Origin of the sequence: Proteus genomosp. 4 str. ATCC 51469, from assembly GCF_003144375.1 — a bacterium.
Taxonomy (GTDB): Bacteria; Pseudomonadota; Gammaproteobacteria; order Enterobacterales; family Enterobacteriaceae; genus Proteus.
In genome coordinates this window covers 57,266-78,441 of sequence record NZ_PENV01000011.1, presented here as the reverse complement: position 1 = coordinate 78,441, position 21,176 = coordinate 57,266, and the positions used below count along the sequence as shown (strand labels likewise).

The following is a 21,176-nucleotide window of genomic DNA, read 5'->3' as shown; positions in this document are numbered from 1 at the left end:
TTTTCAGCATTGGGGTGTTTTTTTATGGTGTTCTATTTCAATACTATGCTAAATCGCGTTTAACGGCATGCTAAGGCGATGCAAAGAGTGATCTTACGCTTGGCTATATTGAGTCTTAGCGGGTAGCCAGCGTTCGATTAAGGCTTGAGAATGCTTAGGGTAGTGTTGATGTAAGTAACGAGCAATACGTTGTACTTCAGGGATCAGTCCTTGGTCGCGTAATAAATCAGCCACTTTAAATTGCGCATTACCTGTTTGCTTAGTACCTAAAAGCTCACCAGGGCCACGAATTTCGAGATCTTTTTGGGCAATCACAAAGCCATCATTGCTATCTCTTAATACTTGTAATCGCAAACGTGCTGTTTGAGTGAGTGGTGTTTTATATAACAAGACACAATGGGAGGCGATTGCGCCTCGACCTACACGTCCACGTAGTTGGTGTAACTGTGCAAGGCCTAGTCGTTCTGGGTTATCAATAATCATCAAACTGGCATTAGGCACATCAACGCCAACTTCGATAACGGTTGTTGCGACCAGAAGATGTAATTCATTTTCTTTAAAAGCCGCCATAACAGCTTGTTTTTCAGTAGGTTTCATTCGACCGTGTACAAGCCCGACTTTAATTTCAGGAAGTGCGAGTGTAAGTTCATCATAAATGACTTGGGCTGCTTGTGCTTCAAGTACGTCGGAATCTTCAATTAATGTACAGACCCAATAAGCTTGGCGATCCTCTTCTGTACAGGCGAGCCTAATACGCTCAATAATATCATTACGACGAGTATCGGGGATGGCAACTGTGGTTACTGGTGTCCGTCCAGGAGGTAATTCGTCGATGATAGAGGTATCCATATCGGCGTAAGCAGTCATTGCGAGTGTTCGCGGGATTGGTGTTGCTGTCATCACCAATTGATGAGGATGAAAACCTTGCTCTTCACCTTTTTTCCATAAAGCAAGACGTTGATGCACTCCAAAACGGTGTTGCTCATCAATAATGACTAAGGCAAGGGAGTGAAACTTTACTTGTTCTTGGAAAATAGCATGAGTACCAATAATAATAGAAACTTCACCATTCGCAATGGCGTTTTGCTGTGCCTCGCGAGCTTTCCCTTTCTGCTTTCCAGCTAACCAACCCACTTGAATACCAAAAGGCTCAAACCATTTTCTAAACGTCAATGCATGTTGTTCTGCTAATAATTCTGTTGGGGCCATTAACGCTACTTGCTTACCATTTGCAATAGCACGTAATGCACTTAATGCTGCAACTAGTGTTTTTCCTGAACCGACATCTCCTTGGATAAGTCGCATCATCGGGTAGTTTTTTTCTAAATCATTTTCAATTTCATTGACGACACGTTGCTGAGCATTTGTGGGGGTAAAAGGTAGCATTGCGAGAAACTGTTGGCGTAATGTGGAAGTGCTTGGCATAAACAGTGGCTCTGCACGATAAGATTGCGCACCAGCTCTGGCATTCAGCATACCTAAATTATGAGCCAACAATTCTTCAAGGATAAGTCTTTTTTGTGCAGGGTGTTGCCCTTTTTCAAGCTCTGTGAAGGCAATATCAGGAGGCGGATTATGTAAAGTGCGCAATGCGGTGGCTAATGGGGGTAAACCATGAATAAATTGATCGGGCAATAATTCATTAATAGCACAGGTATCAAGCAATTCTAATGCTTGCTCTATTAATTTACGTAATGATGTTTGGCGTAAGCCTTCTGTAGTTGAATAGATGGGAGTGAGTGTTTCTTGCAGTTTAACTTCAGAGCCTGCAACTTTGATTTTATATTCAGGATGAATAATTTCAGGGCCCCGACTTCCTCGCTTAACTTCACCATAGGCGGTGACTTGTTTACCTTGAGCAAGGTTGTTTTTCATTGCTGCCGTAAAGTTAAAAAAGCGAAGCGTTAAAATACCTGAGCCATCAGATATTTGGCAGGTCATCATTTTTCGTCGACCAAAACTGACTTCGGTTCTTAATACTTCACCTGAAACAGTAGCAGGGATACCGGGAAGAAGATCACTAATAGCATAGAGGTGCGTTTGATCTTCATAACGCAAAGGAAGGTGGAGTAACAAATCCTCAATAGTCACAAGCCCTATTTTTGCCAGCTTGTCTGCCTGACTTGCACCTACGCCGTGAAGAGTGGTTAAGGGGATTGCATCAAGCAGTTTTCCTTTCATGGGATCAATACTCCGTCTTTTTTAATTTCCTAAGTTGCTTTTGTGTCATTTGCATTTCTGCCCACCATGAATCAGGTGCTTCAATTTCACCATGATCATTAATGTATGGGCGAGGCAGGCCTTTTCGACGAGAAACTTCTGCCAATACTGGGTATCCACCTTCAAATAGCAGAATTTGTTGTTCTTCTTCTGTTAAGGTGCTCTCTGTTCGATTATACATACCTGCTGCCTGACGCTGGCGTTGTGCTTCATATAAAATTAAAGCACTGGCAACCGAAACATTTAGTGATTGTACCATCCCCATCATAGGAACAATGATATCTTGATCGGCAAGCGCTATCGCATCTTGTGAGATACCTGTTTTTTCCTGTCCCATAATAATACAAGTTGGGCGAGTGTAATCAATCTCGCGAAAATCGACGGCTTTATCTGAGAGATGTGTCGCAAGAACTTGCATACCTTGAGTACGAAAAACACCTACTGCATCAGTGATAGTGGGGTGTGTTTCTACATTGACCCAACTGTTACTTCCTGCTGCTGGTGATACGAGCATTCGCATTTTTTCTTCAGGCCAAATAGCATGAATTTTAGGAATACCCACGGCATCAGCTGTTCTTATAACAGCCGCCACGTTATGGGATTTATGCACTTCTTCAAGGCAAACCGTCAGGTCAGGTTGCCGCATCGCCATCATTTGGCAGATGCGGGCATATCGAATTGAATTCATGACTAGTTTTTATTACGACTAACGCGCAGAACGTCTGGCATGATGCGAAGTTTACGCATGATATTGGCTAATTGAATCCTGTCTTTCGCAGTTAAGCGAATAAAAGCACAATACACACGACCATCTTTCTCTTCTGTATTCATACTTTGAATACTTGAGTTTGCATCGTTAATAGCTGCGGTTAAGTTTGCTAATGCACCTTGGTGGTTAATCATATCGACTTTAATTTCAGTAATGAAATCACTGTTGATCTCTTTATCCCACTCGACAGGCATGAATTTTTCAGGTTCTTTTTGGTAACCACGAATATTACGACAAGATTCATGGTGAATAACTAAGCCTTTACCTGGACTAATATGTGCCACGATAGGATCACCCGGAATAGGGCGACAACATTTAGCAAAGGAGATTAATACGCCATCAGCACCTTTAATTGGTAGTTTAGGTGTTTCATCATTAGTTGTATTTGTTTGTGCGTTATCATCTTGATTTTGAGTATCAATTAATAAATTACGCGCTACAACAACACTCATGGTGTTACCCAAACCAATCTCAGCCATTAAGTCATCAATGGAATGGAGCTTCATTCGCTTCAATTCACGCTCAATATTCTCGGCTGAAATATCAGCGAGTTTATGCTCACCTAAAGCGTGGTTCAATAAACGGCGACCTAAATTAATAGAGTCTTCGCGTTTTAGATTTTTCAGAAGTTGGCGAATTTTAGAACGAGCTCTTGAGCTGACGACAAAGTTTAGCCAAGCTGCGTTTGGTCGAGCACCTGGAGCAGTAATAATTTCAACGGTTTGTCCTGTGCGTAGCGATTGTGAAAGAGGATAAGGTTGTCTATCAACTCTTGCGCCCACACACGCATGACCAATATCAGTATGTACAGCATAAGCAAAATCGACAGGAGTCGCACCCGTTGGTAATTCAACAATGCGACCTTCTGGCGTGAAAACGTAGATTTCATCAGGAAAGAGGTCTGATTTTACGTTTTCGATAAATTCGAATGAGCTACCCGCGCTTTGTTGCAATTCAAGTAGACTTTGCATCCAGCGTTGAGCTCTTACTTGTGCAGTTGTGCCCGGTTGTTCACCTTGCTCTTTATAAGCCCAATGTGCTGCAACCCCCATTTCAGCCATTTGATCCATATCTTCAGTACGAATTTGCACTTCAACTGGTACCCCATGAGGACCAATAAGTGAGGTATGAAGAGACTGATAGCCATTGGCTTTAGGGATGGCAATATAGTCTTTAACTCGACCGGGGCGCGGTTTATAAAGACTGTGCATTTGACCTAAAACGCGATAACAGGTATCAACTTCTTTCACGATAACGCGAAAGGCGTAGATATCCATAATCGAGTGAAAACGTTGCTCTTTTAGCAACATTTTTCGATAAATAGAGTAAAGATGTTTTTCGCGACCGTTAACTTTGCATTCGATATGCGCTTCTGTCAGGCGACCTTCAATTTCAGAGAGGATTTTATTAATCATCTCTTTGCGGTTACCTCGAGCAGCCTTAACGACTTCTTTTATAACACGGTAACGATTAGGATGTAGTGCCTCGAAACCCAGCTCTTCAAGCTCTGTTTTGATATGATGTATACCTAAACGGTGGGCCAAAGGGCTATAGATTTCGAGTGTTTCGCGAGCAATACGGCGACGTTTATCTGGGCGCAATGAACCCAGTGTGCGCATATTGTGAGTGCGGTCTGCCAGTTTGATTAAAATGACGCGGATATCTTTCACCATCGCCATAATCATTTTACGGAAGTTTTCAGCCTGAGCCTCTTTTTTGTCCCTAAACTTTAATTTGTCCAGTTTAGAAACACCTTCAACAAGATCGGCCACCGTACTACCAAATAGGTTTTCGATATCTTGGAAGGTTGCAGGCGTATCTTCGATAACATCATGCAACAACGCCGCCATAAGCGTTTGGTGGTCTAATCGCATATCTGCGAGAATACACGCAACCGCAACAGGGTGAGTAATATAAGGCTCACCACTTGAACGAGTTTGTCCCTCGTGGGCATTTCGGGCGACGATAAAGGCTTTTTTAAGTTGTTCAACTTGCTCCGATGGCAAGTATTTTTGAACGATTTGATTCAGGCTTTCAAACAGGTACAAGGCAGACCTACCCCTATTTTATAAAACGATTAACGACGACCTTCCGCAATCGCTGAAACAGCTTGTAATTCCGCTGCTTCTTGCTCTTGCTGCTCTTGGCGTTCACGAGCATCAAGAATTTTACCGTTAATCAGGCCTTCTTCGATTTCACGTAGCGCGACAACAGTCATTTTATCATTTTCTTCTGGAACTAAAGGATCTTTAGCGCCAACTTGTAACTGACGCGCACGACGTGCTGCGACCAGAACGAGGTCAAAACGGTTACCAATTTTCTCTACAGCGTCTTGAACGGTTACGCGTGCCATATTTGTGTTACTCCACCATTAACGAAATGACTGGGCATAATACTGAAAGTTAACTCAGTCTGCCAATAATTTGCTGATTAAATCACCATGTCGTAGCGTTTGACGATCAAGGCGTAATTTTTCTGAACGAATAATTGATTGTAAATCAGCAAGCGCAGTATTGAAATCATCATTAATCAGCAAATAATCATACTCATTAAAATGTTCCATTTCCGATACAGCTTGCGACATACGTTTTGTAATCACTTCTTCGCTATCTTGCCCACGTCCACGAAGTCGGCGGTAAAGCTCTTCTTTTGACGGTGGCAGAATAAAAATACTGCGAGCTTCAGGCATCGCTTTACGCACTTGTTGTGCGCCTTGCCAATCAATATCTAAAAAAACATCAACACCACTGGCTAAGATTTCTTTAATAACTTTGCCGGATGTGCCGTAGTAATTACCAAAAACACAAGCATGTTCGAGGAAATCCCCGCTGTCTATCATGCTTTTGAATTCTTCTTCAGTGACAAAGAAGTAATGTTCACCATGGCTTTCTCCCGGTCGCATAGGACGAGTGGTATGGGAGACAGAAACCTGCGTGTCATATAAAGGCTGTGTTTTTAACAGCGCTTGAATAAGACTTGATTTACCCGCACCGCTTGGAGCGGAAACAATATAAAGAGTTCCTTGGATCATGATGACTTTCTGAATTTGACTGGAGAATTAAGTATAAATACATGTTTAGGGAGCAAATCCCCCATATAGTATACACATACAATGAATGACATACAGTGCCCATGTTTAATACAAGGCTATTTTTTTCTTATTAGGTTCTCTTTTTTAATTGGGAAAATAAGAGAAAAATTAAACTATGCCAATATTAACATACAATTAAAGGTTCAGTGATAGGAATTACCTTTTATCACAATAGTGAAAAGAGATTATATTTTGAGATACCCCACAGAATCAAAAATAACCGCTGTTGTTAAAACAGCGATTCGTTAATCTTGATTCTCGTAATTAAAGACTGGTAGGCCCAATTTATAACGAATAGCGAGAAGTCGAGCCGTTAACCCAGCAACAAGGGTAATGATGATAATAACGTCTCTTGGTAATGGTGTATAAAACAGTAATCCCATATAAAGCCACGCAGCACCAAAAGCGATACCGGCATAAATTTCTTTTTGGAAAACCAAAGGAATGGTATTACAGAGCATATCCCTTAATACACCACCAAAAGCCCCTGTAATCACCGCGGCAATAGCAGCAATAATTGGGCCATATTCCATATCGAGTGCGATTTGTGCACCGATAATAGAGAAAACCATTAGGCCGATGGCGTCTAGGATAAGAAAGAGTCGCTGTAGATGTTTCATCATGGGAGCAACCCACATGGTGATAACAGCAGCACATGCAACAGTGACGATATATTCAGGATGTTTTACCCAACCCAGTGGGTAATGGCCGAGTAGAATGTCTCTGACAGAGCCACCACCAATGGCAGTTGCAGAGGCGATAATAATGACGCCAAAAACATCCATTTTACGACGGCCAGCAGCAAGCGCACCCGTCATGGCTTCTGCAGTAATACCAATAATATAGAGAACACTAAGTAACATGATTTTCTAATTTTCTGACTATTTAGTGAGGATAGAGTAATTACCTTGCGAAAAAGTCTCGACTGAATTTTTTTAGTGCCAGGTAAAATTAATTAGTTTTTATAATGTGGAAATTTATTTCCCGATAAGGATAAATATGTCTTTTCAGGAACACCAGATTACGTTTGATAGCCGTCATCATCAGTTAACCAATATAAATGTTTGGACACCAGATAGCCAGTGGTTAGTCTATGATGTACGTCCCAATGGGGGATCTTTTACGGGTCTAACCATAGAAAAAATTCATGCGAAAACAAAACAGCAACAGATAATTTACACTGCTACACAAGGGGCACATGTTGGTGTGGCTACAGTATGTCCAACTGAGCCTGTGCGTTATGCTTTTATTCATGGGCCTGAAAACCCAGATGATGAATGGCATTATGATTTTCATCATCGTCGCGGAGTGATTGTTGATGAGTTAGAAAACAATCGTGCATTTAATATCGACGCTTGCTCGTTGACATCACCTTATCAAGCCGGTGCTTTACGTGGCGGAACGCATGTTCATGTCTTTAGTCCTGACGGTACGCGTTTAAGCTTTACATATAACGATCATATTATGCATGAACTGGGTGGCGAATATGATCAACGTAATGTGGCGGTTGCTGTGCCACTAAAGGCGGTAAATGTCGCTAAAAAACATCATCGTGAATATGATGGTGAATATTTTTGTACTGTAATAAGCCAAACTGTTGCTCATCCACAAAAGGGAAGTGACGAAATTAATAAAGCTTATGAAGAGTGTTGGGTTGGTACTCAGGGTTATACAAAGGCTGATGGTTCACAACAACGTTGGGCTATTGCATTTATCGGCGATACTGTGAGTGAAAATGGCGATAAAGTTTCTGATATTTTCTTAGTGGATTTACCTGATGATAATCAGGCTTTCAGTATTGAAGGTGATAAACCACTGGCAGGAACTGATACAACAATGCCAGCGGTGGCTAAAGGTATTCATCAAGTTCGCCTAACAAATACATCTAATAGAAAATATGCAGGTGTTTTAAATCAGCCTCGTCACTGGTTAAGAAGTTCCCCAAAAGGTGATGCGATTGCTTTCTTGATGAAAGATGATAACGGCATTGTGCAGTTATATACGGTATCGCCAAGTACGAAAGAGATAAAACAAGTCACCTCGCAGGATTGGGATATTCAATCAGCCTTTACATGGAATAGTAACGGACAATATCTCACTTTTATTTGTGATAACAGCGTGATGCTATGTAATGTGAAAACGGGTGAACTAACACGTTTAACAGAAAAAACAGCACAGCCACCAAGTAGTGATGCTGTCGTGTTCTCTCCGAATGACCAATATATTGCATTTATGCGTGATGTTGATGGTTATCGCCAGATATTTACAGTAGAGACTGGGCTGTAGTTTTTAATGTAAAAGGTATCAAGATAATATTGATACCTTTTTTCTAAATCTAATTAAAATTAATTGGATTTGAATACATAAGTTTTTAATTAATTTAGCTAATTTTATTTTTTTTATTTTTAGATTATAATTTTGGCTTTTAACTTTATAGATAGAAATATTAAATGGAAATAAAATTATGCTGGTGGAATATTGGCATATCACCACCAATAAAGAAAATTAAAAAAGAAAATAGTGAAACAATTAAATTAGCTAAAGACTATATAAAAGATATGGTTGAAAAAAGGAATCTTGATATTGTTGCACTTTGTGAGGTTTCTGAAGATGAAGCTATTGATTTTGAAGAGTTAGCAAATGAATTGGAAATGGATTACATTGATCTTTCTGGTAAGGTTGGCCGAGTAATTATTGATATATCGATAATGTATGAAATGAGTAAATTGGAGTTTGTTTCAAGTAAATTTTTAACTAAGTTACAGCCTGATAATAGAACTGTAAGAGTGGGGGGTGAGGATTGTATTCAAAGAAACAGAGTATAATAAATTTATAACTCTATTCTTATCACACTGGCCATCAGTACTCAGTGCTGATGATAAAGTGAGAAACTCTGCTGCTCAAGAATTGAGAATTAATATAGATAAAATCTTAAAAAAATACGGTAGTGATTCTCAATTTATTTGTATGGGAGACTATAATACCAATCCATATTCAGAAGCTATGGTAGATATACTCTACGCGACGAGAGATTATCATATTATAAAGAAAAAGAGAGAGTTACTTTTTAATCCCTTTTGGTATCTCCTATCAGATAAAAAAACAAATAATATAGGTACTTATTATTATAAGTCTGCACCCTCTAATCGATGGCATGTTTTTGATCAAATAATATTTTCTTCCTCATTTTTATATGGGGCAGATGATTGTTTTAAATTAGATGTTGATAAGCTTGATTTTCATAAAATTTTAAAAGATGATAACGAGTGTTTAGATAAAGTTTTTTTTGAAAAATTTGATCACTATCCAATATTTTGTGGGATTTTACATGAACGATGAAAATGAAATTTTTAATAGAATAAAAGCCTCTTTGGATAGAGCTTCTTCAGTTCTAGATATAAAGAATAAAATAGAAGAAGAAATATATAAAATAGTAAAAAAGCTAGAAGATTTTACTCATAATAAAATCGAAATTTTAATAAAAACAAACCGCTTTGAAGATATGGATTTTCAAAGTGGTAATAGTTTGGTTTGTATAAGTAAAACAAAATTAAATTTTAATTACGGATTCATATTATTTGGCTATAACATTGATGATGTAAGTGGGTTCCCTGTTGAAATAGAAACCGAACAAGAAGTATTCAATGCAAGTGATTTCAAAGAATTGTCTAATATTATTGCAAATATTATAGATAAAGCATCTATTAAAATAATGGAATTGGCATATAAAAATATAGAAGAATTGCCTTTTTAATTCATATTGAATTAGCTATAAAAACAATATATATCCCCAGTTTAGCTAGGGGGATATATACAAAAAAACCAGCATTGCTTTCACAATGCCGGTTTATGTTTTCTAAGGTTTACAACTTATTGTAAAACAGAAATATCCGCGACTTTTAAGAACAGTTCACGTAATTGGCTTAACATAGTTAAACGGTTGATACGAACTGCTTCGTCTTCATCCATTACCATGACTTTATCAAAGAAGTTATTGACCACATCACGTAATGAAGCCAGTTCAACTAAGGCTTCTTGGTATTTGCGCTCTGCAAATAAAGGTGCCAACTTATCTTGTAATACAGAAAGATTCGCTGCTAATTGAACTTCTTCTGGTGCTTTTAAGACGGAAGCTAAAACAGTGTCATTCAGTTTTACGTTAGCAGATTTTGCTAAGATATTAGAAACACGTTTATTAGCTTCTGCTAACGCAGAGGCTTCGTCTAATGTACGGAAATAAGTTACCGCTTTAACGCGAGCATTGAAGTCAGCAGGTTGTGTTGGGCGGCGTGCTAATACTGCTTGAATAGTATCAATGCTGTAACCCAATTCTTGATACCAAGAACGGAAACGACCTAACATAAATTCAACGACATCACTGACGACATTTTTATTCGTCAGTTTATCACCGTAAAGGTGAACAGCTTCTTGTGTCAGGTCTTCAATATCTAACGGTAAATCTTGCTCAACGATAATACGTAAAACACCCAATGATGCGCGACGTAGAGCAAATGGATCTTTATCCCCTTTCGGATGTTGACCAATACCGAAAATACCTGCAAGGGTATCCATTTTCTCTGCAATAGCGAGGGCGCTAGCAACAGGATTAGAAGGTAATTCATCACCTGCGAAACGAGGCTGATATTGTTCTTTCAATGCAACTGCGACTTCTTCAGCTTCACCATCATGACGCGCATAATGCATACCCATAACACCTTGGGTATCTGTGAATTCGAACACCATATTGGTCATTAAGTCACATTTTGACAGTAAACCTGCACGGGTTGCTTTATTAGCATCAGCACCCATTTCATCCGCAATAAAGCCAGCTAATGCTTGAATACGGTCTGTTTTATCACGCAGTGTGCCTAAATCTTTCTGGAATAATACGGTTTCAAGGCGTGGTAAGTTATCTTCTAAACGTTGTTTACGGTCAGTTTTAAAGAAGAACTCTGCATCAGCTAAGCGAGGACGTACCACTTTTTCGTTACCACTAATGATCTGTTGTGGATCAGAAGATTCAATATTAGTGACAAAAATAAAGTTAGGTAACAATTTGCCTTGCTTGTCATAAACAGGAAAATATTTTTGGTCACCTTTCATGGTGTAAACCAGTGCTTCAGCAGGAACTTCAAGGAATTTTTCCTCAAATTTTGCTGTTAGCACAACCGGCCATTCAACCAATGAAGTGACTTCTTCCACTAAGCTATCGCTTAAATCTGCGATACCGCCAAGTTTTTCAGCCGCAAGGCGAGCATCATGAAGAATAATTGATTTACGCGTTTCGTAATCAGCGATAACTTTTCCGCGTTCATAAAGAATTTCAGGATACTGATCTGCATTATCAATAGTGAACTCAGCTTCACCCATAAAGCGGTGACCACGAATAACGCGATCGCTTTGGATACCTAAAATTTCACCATCAATAACAGTATCACCTAATAATAAAGTGACAGTATGAACAGGACGTACAAAGTGAGTTTCTTTATCGCCCCAGCGCATTAATTTTGGAATTGGTAATTTTGATAATGCAGTGCTTACCATGCCAATCAGTAATTGGTTAACAGCTTCACCTTTTACTTCTGCACGATAAAATAACCATTCACCTTTATCTGTTGATAAGCGTTCTGCTTGGTCAACCGTAATGCCATTACCTCTTGCCCAACCTTCAGCCGCTTTTGTTGGTTTACCATCAGCATCAAATGCTTGAGCAATCGCAGGACCACGTTTTTCAATGGTTCTATCTGCTTGTGATTTTGCCATATTGGCCACTTTAATGGCTAAACGGCGAGGAGCTGCAAACCAAGATACATCACCATGAGTGATATTGGCGTTATCCAGCTCAGCAGTAAAATTAGCAGCAAAAGATTCGGCTAAAGAACGAAGCGCTTTCGGCGGTAATTCTTCCGTGCCGATTTCCACGAGGAAAGTCTCAGTTGTCATGATAGCCTCTTACTTTTTACACATAGGGAAACCAAGCGCTTCACGAGAAGCATAATATGCTTCAGCAACCGCTTTGGTTAAAGTACGGATACGTAAAATATAACGTTGACGTTCTGTCACTGAAATTGCTTTACGTGCATCCAATAGATTAAAGGTGTGTCCTGCTTTTAAGATACGTTCATAGGCAGGTAAAGGCAGAGGTTTTTCTAACTCTAACAACTCGCGGGCTTCTTTTTCATACTGTTCAAAGCAAGAGAACAAGAAGTCTACATCAGCATATTCAAAGTTATAAGTTGATTGCTCAACTTCATTTTGATGATAGATATCACCATAGGTGGTTTTACCTAATGGGCCATCACACCAAACTAAGTCATAGACACTATCTACGCCTTGAATATACATGGCAAGGCGCTCTAAGCCGTAAGTAATTTCGCCTGTAACAGGTTTACACTCTAATCCACCCACTTGTTGGAAGTAGGTAAATTGCGTGACTTCCATGCCGTTGAGCCAAACTTCCCAGCCTAAGCCCCAAGCACCCAGTGTTGGGTTTTCCCAGTTATCTTCTACAAAACGAATATCATGGATAGTTGGGTCTAAACCTAACTCTCTTAAAGAGCCAAGATACAGTTCTTGAATGTTATCCGGTGATGGCTTAATGATAACTTGGAATTGGTAATAGTGCTGTAAACGGTTAGGGTTTTCACCGTAGCGTCCGTCAGTAGGGCGACGTGAAGGTTGTACATAAGCCGCAGCAATAGGCTCTGGCCCTAATGCTCGTAAACAGGTCATTGGATGCGATGTGCCTGCACCCACTTCCATATCTAATGGTTGGACAATGGTACAGCCCTGGCGAGCCCAGTAATCCTGTAGTGTCAGGATAAGACCTTGAAAGGTTTTGGTATCAAACTTTTGCATGTTATATCCGCATGGCGATACATAGAATAAAAAGAAAGGTTTCAGTATACCTTCTAGACGAAAGATATACAGCAAGGAATGCGGGCAATTTTCCCTCGATCAAAAAAATAATCCTTTAATTGACTTTATGACTATGCTCAAAGAATTAGATTGAATTCTTTTTCACCTATTTACATGTGTATTTATACAGTATATAAGTGATTTTATTGAAAGTTATTGATAACAAGGAATGAGCGAATGATTAAACAACGTTGCGATTGGGTAACCAATGATCCTGAATATTTGGCATATCACGACGATGAATGGGGAAAACCTGAACGAGATAAATACAAACTTTTTGAAATGATTTGCCTCGAAGGCCAACAAGCCGGGCTATCTTGGTATACCGTACTCAAAAAAAGAGAAGGTTTTCGTCGCTGTTTTTTTAATTTTTCACCTGAAAAAATTGCTAAAATGACAGATAAGGATGTTGAAGCTTTATTGCAAGATCCTGCAATTATTCGTCATCAAGGAAAAATTAACGCCATTATTAATAACGCGCGTGTTTTTATGGCAATGGAAGAGCAAGGTGAAGATTTTAGTCAGTTTATTTGGCAATTTGTTGATAATAAACCAATTGTTAATCAGTGGGATGATATATCACAAGTACCTGCGTCCACTGAAATCTCAGATAAAATGGCAAAAACGTTAAAGAAAAAAGGTTTTAAATTTGTTGGTACAACAACTTGCTACGCTTTTATGCAAGCCGTTGGTATGGTGAATGACCATATTCTCTCTTGTTTTTGTCGCCAAGAAGAGAGTAAAAACACCAATAAAAAGTAAGATTTTGGTTGAGTTATCTTTAATTTAATAGGTTATTGGTTTTATATTTCAATATTTAAATCTGTATTAATATTCCTATTTTATCATTTCTATTATAACTATTGATGCAGATTAAAGCTCGCGGTATGGTATTTCTTAACGAGAAAGCAACATAGAAGATACCTGCAAAGATGACTCAACTATCACAATTCGGGCAAAAATTTGCTCAACATTCAGGCATTGCTCGCTTGATGCAAGATTTAAATGAAGGAATACGGACACCGGGTGCCGTGATGTTGGGAGGTGGTAATCCTGCGCATATTCCCGAAATGGACAACTATTTCCGCCAGTTACTTAAAGAGATGACAGAAAATGGCACGTTAAGTGATGCAGTTTGTAACTATGATGGCCCGCAAGGCAAAGATGCAATGTTACAAGCGTTGGCGGCATGTTTAAAAGAGAAGCTAGGCTGGAATATTTCGGCAAAAAATATTGCATTAACCAATGGTAGCCAAAGTGCTTTTTTCTATTTGTTCAATTTATTAGGTGGTACAACGCCTGAAGGCAAGAAACGTAAAATTCTTTTTCCTATAGCGCCTGAATATATCGGTTATGCCGATTCTGGATTAGAAGAAGATCTGTTTGTTGCAAATAAGCCAACTATAGAAATGTTGCCAAATGGGCAATTCAAATACCATGTTGATTTTGCTCATCTTGAAATTGGTGATGATATTGCGGCTATTTGTGTTTCTAGACCAACAAATCCAACTGGTAATGTTATTACTGATGACGAAGTTGAAAAGCTAGAGGACTTAGCTAAACGGCATAATATCCCTCTTATTATAGATAATGCTTATGGTGTTCCTTTTCCGGGTATCATTTTCACTCAAGCAACACCTCGTTGGAATGACAATACTATTCTATGTATGAGCTTGTCTAAATTAGGTCTACCCGGCGCACGTTGTGGCATTATTATCGCCAGTGAAGAGCTTATTTCAGCCATTACAAATGTGAATGGCATTATTAGTCTTGCACCTGGTGGAATTGGACCTGCAATGGCATTGGAAATGCTAAAACGTGATGATTTGATGCGATTATCTCAAGAGGTAATTGGGCCTTTTTATCATCAACGAGTGCTTGAAACTATTGATATTATTCGCCGTTACTTGCCTGAAGAACGTTGCCTTATTCATAAACCAGAAGGCGCTATTTTCTTGTGGTTGTGGTTTAAAGACTTACCTGTTTCTTGTGAAGAGCTATATCGTCGTTTGAAAAAACGCGGTGTATTAATGGTGCCGGGGCATTACTTTTTTCCGGGATTAGAAGATTCATGGGATCACGCTCATCAATGTATGCGTATGAATTACGTGCCTGAGCCTGAATTGATAGAGAAAGGAATAAAAATTCTGGCTGAAGAAATCGAGAATATCTATCAGCCAGTGAATATCTAATAAAAATGCCCCTTCAGCGAGAAGAAGGGGCAAAGACAATAACGAGGACTTTTGAGCATAAGTTTGACGGAAAGAAATTGATTACTAAATATTTAGCAATCCGTCTCAATCTAAATTTCTTAGCACGAGAACTATTAAAACAGACAATCATAAAATCTATGGCTTAAATAAGAGCCATTCATGGCCTTAATTATCCCTCTGCTAAGCAAAATGTGGATTTTAGTAACATATTAGGTTCAACTGATTAATATATTTATTATTTTTGCTACAAACTCCAGATAATAAGTGCCATTAATTGTGGTGTTATTATGCGTAAAAACATCGCTAAAGGATAAACGGTGGCATAAGAAAGTGCCGCAGCTCCACTAGAGCTATGTATTGAGTTGGCAAAGGCCAGTGCTGGTGGATCGGTCATTGAACCAGCTAACATTCCGCAAAGAGTTAAATAATTAAGTTTAAAGAAGATCCTGGCTATGATCCCCACAATTAATAACGGTAATAGTGTAATAAGAATGCCGTAGCCAATCCAACTCAGCCCTTGACCATAAATTAAGGTTTCAACAAATTCGCCACCAGAATTTAGCCCTACTACGGCTAGAAACATGACAATGCCCAATTCACGCAATGCTAAGTTTGCGCTTGGTGGCATAAACCAATAGAGCTTACCGAATGTTCCAATACGCCCTAAAATTAAGGCAACAACAAGAGGGCCACCGGCTAATCCCAGTTTAAGAGCTACGGGAATACCGGGAATGAAAATAGGAATAGAGCCAAGTAAAACCCCCAATCCAATACCAATAAAAACGGGTAGCATTTGAACTTGCTCTAATTTTTGACGAGCATTACCTAACAGGACAGTAATTGCTTCTATAGATTCAGGGCGACCAACAACATTAAGAATATCCCCGAACTGCAACATACTGTTATTGCTTGGAATTAGTTCGATACCTGCGCGGTTTAATCGAGTAACGACAACATCGTATTTTCTTTTAAGATCAAGATCTTTTAAACGCTTACTGAGTACGGAATCATTCGTGACAACGATCCGTACTGATTGTAGTAAATTGGTTGATGTTGAGAGTGAAGCGTCAACCTCTTCGCCTAATACAAGGCGTACTTTATTAAGATCTTCTTTCGAGCCAACAATATGCAGCAAATCCCCTAACTGAATAATCGTTGATGGCATCGGTACCATAATGTTATCACCACGTTTTAAACGAGAGCATACAATGGCATCTTCATTGAGTAGTGGGATATCTTGCATTAATAAACCATCTAAATTGGGGTTTTTAATGGCAATATTAATAGTATGTAGTGCCTCTTTAGTACTATTTTGCTGGTTACTAAAGGTTTTCGCTTCGTCATCAATGTTGATTTTAAAAAACACACGAATAAGCCACATAACTAACAAGATGCCACAAATTCCCATAGGATAAGCCATCGCATAGCCCATTCCCATTTGCCCGATTAAAGCAGGATCAATATGTAAATCAGTGAGTATCTGTTGCCCCGCGCCCAGAGACGGGGTATTGGTGACAGCACCAGAAAAAATACCCAAAATAATAGGTAAAGGAACATCAAATAAGCGATAAATTGAGGCGGTGATGATAGAACCAAGAAGAATAATGAAAATCGCAAAGGCGTTGAGTTTTAATCCAGAAACACGTAATGAAGAGAAAAAACCAGGGCCAACTTGAATACCAATGGTATAAACGAAAAGAATAAGACCGAATTCTTGAATAAAATGAAGAGTTTGTGCGTTGAGTGAAAGGTTATAGTGTTGAGCAAAATGCCCAATAATTATACCACCAAAAAGAACGCCACCTATTCCTAGGCTGACTCGATAGATTTTGATATTGCCAATCCAAAGACCTAGAGCGCCTGCTAATGACAACATCACCATTGTTAATGCAATATCACTCATAAAAAAGATCCTATACTCAAAAAATAAAAATTAAAAAATTGAGCTAAAACGATAAACCTATTTTGGCAAAGAACAAAGAAGGTCGCTGTGTCTTATCGCACAGATTCGGAATATATAAAGATCAAAAAAATAAGAAAGATAAATATAGAGTTAAAATGTTTTTTTAAAATAAAGAGGGTTGAATTTTAATATCAGAGAAACATAATAATTGATAATTTTATTATGTTTTTTTTAATTATATTAATAAGGTTTTTTGTGCATGCTTATTTATTTAATTATTGAAAAATTAAGCTATTTTATATCATCTTTCTCTTGTCCTATAAGAGAAAACAGGTTTAACTATATGATAAAAAGTGTTGACTCCTGATCTTGTTTTATAGGTGCCCTATGATATTTAGAAAGACGAGTAAAAATTTAACATTAATCACATTTTTAATGACCTTGTTGACGGGATGTTCTAGCGTTATGACACATGCTGGCCCCAATAAAGAGCTTTATTCAGGGACAAAAAATAATATGGCAATGCTAAAAGATGATGAAACAGGGTGGGCAATGAAACCCTTAGTTCTTTTAGATTTTCCTTTTAGTGCAGTATTAGATACTTTGTTACTGCCTTATGATTATTATACCAAGAGTGATGATAAAAGTGATAACTCACCAAAAGAACGAGTAAAAAGATTAGAAAGTACAACAGCAGATAATAATTATGAAAATAAGAATTAATATCAAAATAATGACTAAATAACGAATAAGTAATTCTATTTAGTCATTATCTGTTTATTTAACTATTTATAGGGCTATTTATTTAATACTGTTTCTTCTTTAGGGCCGAACATTTTATTAAGGCTATTAAGCTCTTGCATTTCTTTATCACATATTACTTTTTGTTCTGTTAGCGATGCTGCCATTATCTGTTTTTTGCTTTGCTCAAAATTTCCTTTAATTTCAGGTATATTATGCTTTAGATCCTCACGTTGAGAAATATACTGAATAAATTTGTCTGCTTCTTTAAAGTACACTCGGCAAGCATGTGCCGTGGATGCTTGGGCTGGAAGTGTGGTTAACAACAGGAGTATTGCGAGGCTCCACCAACATTGTTTCATTCTCTAAACTACCCACCTTATTTGACATAAGTAAATTATATAAAAAGCATATAAAATAAACGATAGTATTAGCGAATAAATTTGTTATTTTTTCTTGTTTTTTATCAGCAATGTAAAGAAAAACAGAATTTGCAGAGAATATAGAAGAAGCCGATTGTTATAGTTACGCTAAAAGTGGGTGGATTTTATGATAAAAAAGTTAAAAATCAAGCGTTTTGGTTGAAAACCATACGAACAGTCAGGAGATACTAAAAAAGTATTGACGCAGTGGGTTTCTGGCAGTAAGATGCACCTCGTTTTCGGCGAGTAGCGCAGCCTGGTAGCGCAACTGGTTTGGGACCAGTGGGTCGGAGGTTCGAATCCTCTCTCGCCGACCATATTAAGAAACCCCGCTTTTTTAAAGCGGGGTTTTGTCGTTTTAGCCCTTCCCAAGTAAGTGTGATACACACAAGATGTGTCAGTCCTCACCTCAGTTTTTCGCCATAATGGTATTTTCTCTCTTGCTTATCTTTAGTCTGACACTCCATTTTCTTATTAAGCGCAAGAATAAAAACACGTGGAAGTATTTTCCATAATGAAGAGTAATACTTAATAGGTTCAGCTTTTGATTTAGTAAGGATAATAAAGCCGTTCAGTTATCAGGCTTATTGAAAATAGTTTTATTAACTATTAATGAGAAATCTAAAAACCACTAGCTCAATTCACTTTTATATGGGCAATGGAACGTCTGATAATTATCAAAAAATGTGAATTTTCTACTATTAAAGAATCAAAACTATTAATAACACACTGAACTTAATGCACTTATCTAGTTGAGTGATTTGTTGAGTGCGTTGCTTTGGGATTTTTCACTCTAATGACCTTATTTGTGCCAAAGCCAAGATCCTCTGATCGTATGATTATTTTTCTTCTATAACAGAATAAAGCACCAAGTTCTTTGTTTCATTTCAAAATATTCGTTCAATATTTAAGCGGTTAATCACAAATTATAGCTTTTTTTAAAACAGTCATTTCACTTAAGGATTTCTTAATGTGTGGTTTTATTGACTAGATATTAGTCAGAGACTTATTTTTTTATTCTGAGTTTGTTCGATATTCGTTTCATTTGTGTTTATAACTTGTTCTTTTTACGGAGTAGACCCTTATTGACGTAAGGGGATACAGTTGGTTAATTGAACAATGACAAAATAAAAAGGCATTCCGTTTTTAAACAGGAAGCCAAAACACAACAGAACAATTTCGGAGAGTAATGATGAAAAGCTCCAAAAAACAGACAGGAATTTTAACCGCAACAATCGGGCTACTTGCATTAGCTGTTTCTGCGGGTGTGCAGGCAAAAACATTAGTATATTGCTCCGAAGGTTCACCTGAAGGATTTAACCCTCAGCTATTTACCTCAGGAACAACCTATGACGCAAGTTCGGTACCTATTTATGATCGTTTAGTTGAATTTAAATTGGGTACAACGGAAATCATTCCAGGACTCGCTGAAAGTTGGGATGTGAGTGATGACGGTAAGGTGTATACCTTCCATTTACGTAAAGGCGTGAATTGGCATAGTAGTAAAACCTTTAAGCCAACCCGTGAATTTAACGCAGATGACGTAATGTATACGTTTATGCGTCAAATGGACCCACAACATCCTTACCATAAAGTGTCTGGCGGAAGTTACGAATACTTCTCAGGAATGGACATGAACAACATGATCGAGAAAATCGAAAAAGTTGATGATCATACCGTTCGTTTCGTTTTAACACGTTCAGAAGCGCCTTTTATTGCTGATATGGCAATGGACTTTGCATCCATATTATCTGCGGAATATGCCGACAATATGATGAAAGCAGGAACACCTGAAAAAGTAGATTTAGATCCTATTGGTACAGGGCCTTTCCAATTACAACAATATCAAAAAGATTCTCGTATTCTTTATAAAGCAAATGACCAATATTGGGGTAAAAAGCCAGACATTGATCGCTTAGTTTTCTCTATTACACCTGATGCTTCTGTGCGTTATGCTAAATTGCAAAAAGGTGAGTGTCAGGCGATGCCTTTCCCAAATCCTGCTGATATTGCGAAAATGAAACAAAATAGCGATATCAATCTGTTAGAACAGCCGGGCTTAAACGTGGGTTATATTTCGTTTAACGTTGAGAAGAAACCTCTAGATAACCAAAAAGTTCGCCAAGCATTAAGTATGGCTGTGAACAAAGACGCGATTATTGAAGCGGTTTACCAAGGTGCAGGCCAAAAAGCAAAAAATCTTATTCCACCAACAATGTGGGGTTATAACGATGATATTGTTGATTATGAATATAACCCTGAAAAAGCCAAGGCACTGCTAAAAGAAGCGGGTCTTGCTGATGGTTTTACTATCGATTTATGGGCAATGCCAGTACAACGCCCTTATAACCCAAATGCACGTCGTATGGCTGAAATGGTACAAGCGGATTGGGAAAAAATTGGCGTTAAAACCAAAATTGTAAGTTACGAGTGGGGTGAATATCTCAAACGTGCTAAATCCGGCGAACACCAAGCGGTAATGATGGGTTGGACTGGGGATAATGGGGACCCAGATAACTTCTTTGCGACATTATTTAGCTGTGCTGCGAAAGAGCAAGGTTCAAACTATTCTAAGTGGTGCTATAAGCCATTTGAAGATCTGATCCAACCTGCGCGAGTAGCGTCAGATCATGAAAAACGTGTCGAGCTTTATAAACAAGCTCAAGTCGTTATGCACGATCAAGCTCCTGCACTAATTATTGCTCACTCTACGGTATATGAGCCAGTGAGTAAAAAAGTGGAGAACTATGTGGTTGATCCATTAGGTAAACATCACTTCGAGAATGTCTCTCTGAAATAATAGCAATACCTTACTTAAGTACGGTGTCTTTCTTCATGAAAGGCACCGCTATTCCATAATAAAGAATACATTCAGTACACTGTGGGCGCAGGGGATTTT

Annotated in this window: 18 protein-coding genes and 1 tRNA gene; 9 read left to right on the top strand and 10 right to left on the bottom strand. The window is 38.4% G+C overall.

Annotated elements, in window-relative coordinates; genetic code table 11:
* Positions 1-93 precede the first annotated feature (93 nt).
* From recG to DK866_RS11170, 6 genes are all read right to left on the bottom strand, one after another.
* Complete coding sequence (gene recG / locus DK866_RS11195; RefSeq protein ID WP_109408959.1) at positions 94-2,181, bottom strand: ATP-dependent DNA helicase RecG; 2,088 nt, start codon at positions 2,179-2,181, stop codon at positions 94-96.
* A 4-nt stretch (positions 2,182-2,185) separates the two neighbouring features.
* Positions 2,186-2,908 (bottom strand): tRNA (guanosine(18)-2'-O)-methyltransferase TrmH, encoded by a 723-nt coding sequence (gene trmH / locus DK866_RS11190; RefSeq protein ID WP_109408958.1) that lies wholly within the window; start codon positions 2,906-2,908, stop codon positions 2,186-2,188.
* 2 nt (positions 2,909-2,910) lie between these two features.
* Positions 2,911-5,037, bottom strand: a complete 2,127-nt coding sequence (gene spoT / locus DK866_RS11185; protein WP_109408957.1) for a bifunctional GTP diphosphokinase/guanosine-3',5'-bis pyrophosphate 3'-pyrophosphohydrolase — start codon at positions 5,035-5,037, stop codon at positions 2,911-2,913.
* 29 nt (positions 5,038-5,066) lie between these two features.
* On the bottom strand, positions 5,067-5,342 hold the full coding sequence (gene rpoZ / locus DK866_RS11180; RefSeq protein WP_006534607.1) for a DNA-directed RNA polymerase subunit omega: 276 nt from the start codon (positions 5,340-5,342) through the stop codon (positions 5,067-5,069).
* Between the two features lie 54 nt (positions 5,343-5,396).
* Positions 5,397-6,020, bottom strand: coding sequence for a guanylate kinase (gene gmk, locus DK866_RS11175; RefSeq protein WP_006534608.1), 624 nt, complete (start codon positions 6,018-6,020; stop codon positions 5,397-5,399).
* Positions 6,021-6,325: 305 nt separating this feature from the next.
* Positions 6,326-6,943 (bottom strand): trimeric intracellular cation channel family protein, encoded by a 618-nt coding sequence (locus tag DK866_RS11170; RefSeq protein WP_072068818.1) that lies wholly within the window; start codon positions 6,941-6,943, stop codon positions 6,326-6,328.
* A gap of 136 nt (positions 6,944-7,079) precedes the next feature.
* Between DK866_RS11170 and DK866_RS11165 the strand changes: the two genes are divergently transcribed.
* The 4 genes from DK866_RS11165 (at position 7,080) to DK866_RS11155 (ending at position 9,834) form a co-directional block, all read left to right on the top strand.
* Entirely contained in the window at positions 7,080-8,366 is a 1,287-nt protein-coding gene (locus DK866_RS11165; protein ID WP_109408956.1) for a DUF3748 domain-containing protein, read from the top strand.
* Positions 8,367-8,530: 164 nt separating this feature from the next.
* Positions 8,531-8,905, top strand: a complete 375-nt coding sequence (locus DK866_RS20165; RefSeq protein ID WP_244179692.1) for a hypothetical protein — start codon at positions 8,531-8,533, stop codon at positions 8,903-8,905.
* Complete coding sequence (locus tag DK866_RS20160; RefSeq protein WP_244179691.1) at positions 8,874-9,419, top strand: hypothetical protein; 546 nt, start codon at positions 8,874-8,876, stop codon at positions 9,417-9,419. Before DK866_RS20165 ends, DK866_RS20160 begins: the two co-directional genes overlap by 32 nt.
* Positions 9,409-9,834 (top strand): hypothetical protein, encoded by a 426-nt coding sequence (locus DK866_RS11155; protein ID WP_109408955.1) that lies wholly within the window; start codon positions 9,409-9,411, stop codon positions 9,832-9,834. Before DK866_RS20160 ends, DK866_RS11155 begins: the two co-directional genes overlap by 11 nt.
* A 116-nt stretch (positions 9,835-9,950) precedes the next feature.
* On the opposite strand, the gene glyS is transcribed toward DK866_RS11155, so the two are convergent.
* A complete protein-coding gene (gene glyS / locus DK866_RS11150) occupies positions 9,951-12,023 on the bottom strand; it encodes a glycine--tRNA ligase subunit beta (protein ID WP_109408954.1) in 2,073 nt (690 codons plus the stop codon).
* A 9-nt stretch (positions 12,024-12,032) separates the two neighbouring features.
* Positions 12,033-12,938: a glycine--tRNA ligase subunit alpha gene (glyQ, locus tag DK866_RS11145; protein WP_004246832.1), complete on the bottom strand. Its 906-nt coding sequence runs from the start codon at positions 12,936-12,938 to the stop codon at positions 12,033-12,035.
* A 237-nt stretch (positions 12,939-13,175) separates the two neighbouring features.
* Here glyQ and DK866_RS11140 point away from each other — a divergent pair, with 237 nt between their 5' ends.
* Positions 13,176-13,760 (top strand): DNA-3-methyladenine glycosylase I, encoded by a 585-nt coding sequence (locus tag DK866_RS11140; RefSeq protein WP_109408953.1) that lies wholly within the window; start codon positions 13,176-13,178, stop codon positions 13,758-13,760.
* 170 nt (positions 13,761-13,930) lie between these two features.
* Positions 13,931-15,190, top strand: a complete 1,260-nt coding sequence (locus DK866_RS11135) for a valine--pyruvate transaminase (protein ID WP_109408952.1) — start codon at positions 13,931-13,933, stop codon at positions 15,188-15,190.
* A gap of 265 nt (positions 15,191-15,455) precedes the next feature.
* Here the strand turns inward: DK866_RS11135 and DK866_RS11130 are convergent, their stop codons facing one another.
* Positions 15,456-17,114, bottom strand: coding sequence for a putative transporter (locus DK866_RS11130; RefSeq protein ID WP_109408951.1), 1,659 nt, complete (start codon positions 17,112-17,114; stop codon positions 15,456-15,458).
* A 387-nt stretch (positions 17,115-17,501) separates the two neighbouring features.
* Here DK866_RS11130 and DK866_RS11125 point away from each other — a divergent pair, with 387 nt between their 5' ends.
* Positions 17,502-17,837: a YceK/YidQ family lipoprotein gene (locus DK866_RS11125; RefSeq protein ID WP_208105078.1), complete on the top strand. Its 336-nt coding sequence runs from the start codon at positions 17,502-17,504 to the stop codon at positions 17,835-17,837.
* A 74-nt stretch (positions 17,838-17,911) separates the two neighbouring features.
* Here DK866_RS11125 and DK866_RS11120 read toward each other — a convergent pair whose 3' ends face one another.
* A complete protein-coding gene (locus DK866_RS11120; RefSeq protein ID WP_109408950.1) occupies positions 17,912-18,217 on the bottom strand; it encodes a DUF5339 family protein in 306 nt (101 codons plus the stop codon).
* Between the two features lie 300 nt (positions 18,218-18,517).
* Here DK866_RS11120 and DK866_RS11115 point away from each other — a divergent pair.
* Both DK866_RS11115 and dppA read left to right on the top strand, forming a co-directional pair.
* A tRNA-Pro gene (locus DK866_RS11115) sits at positions 18,518-18,594 on the top strand.
* Between the two features lie 875 nt (positions 18,595-19,469).
* A complete protein-coding gene (dppA, locus tag DK866_RS11110) occupies positions 19,470-21,077 on the top strand; it encodes a dipeptide ABC transporter periplasmic-binding protein DppA (protein WP_109408949.1) in 1,608 nt (535 codons plus the stop codon).
* Positions 21,078-21,176: the final 99 nt, after the last annotated feature.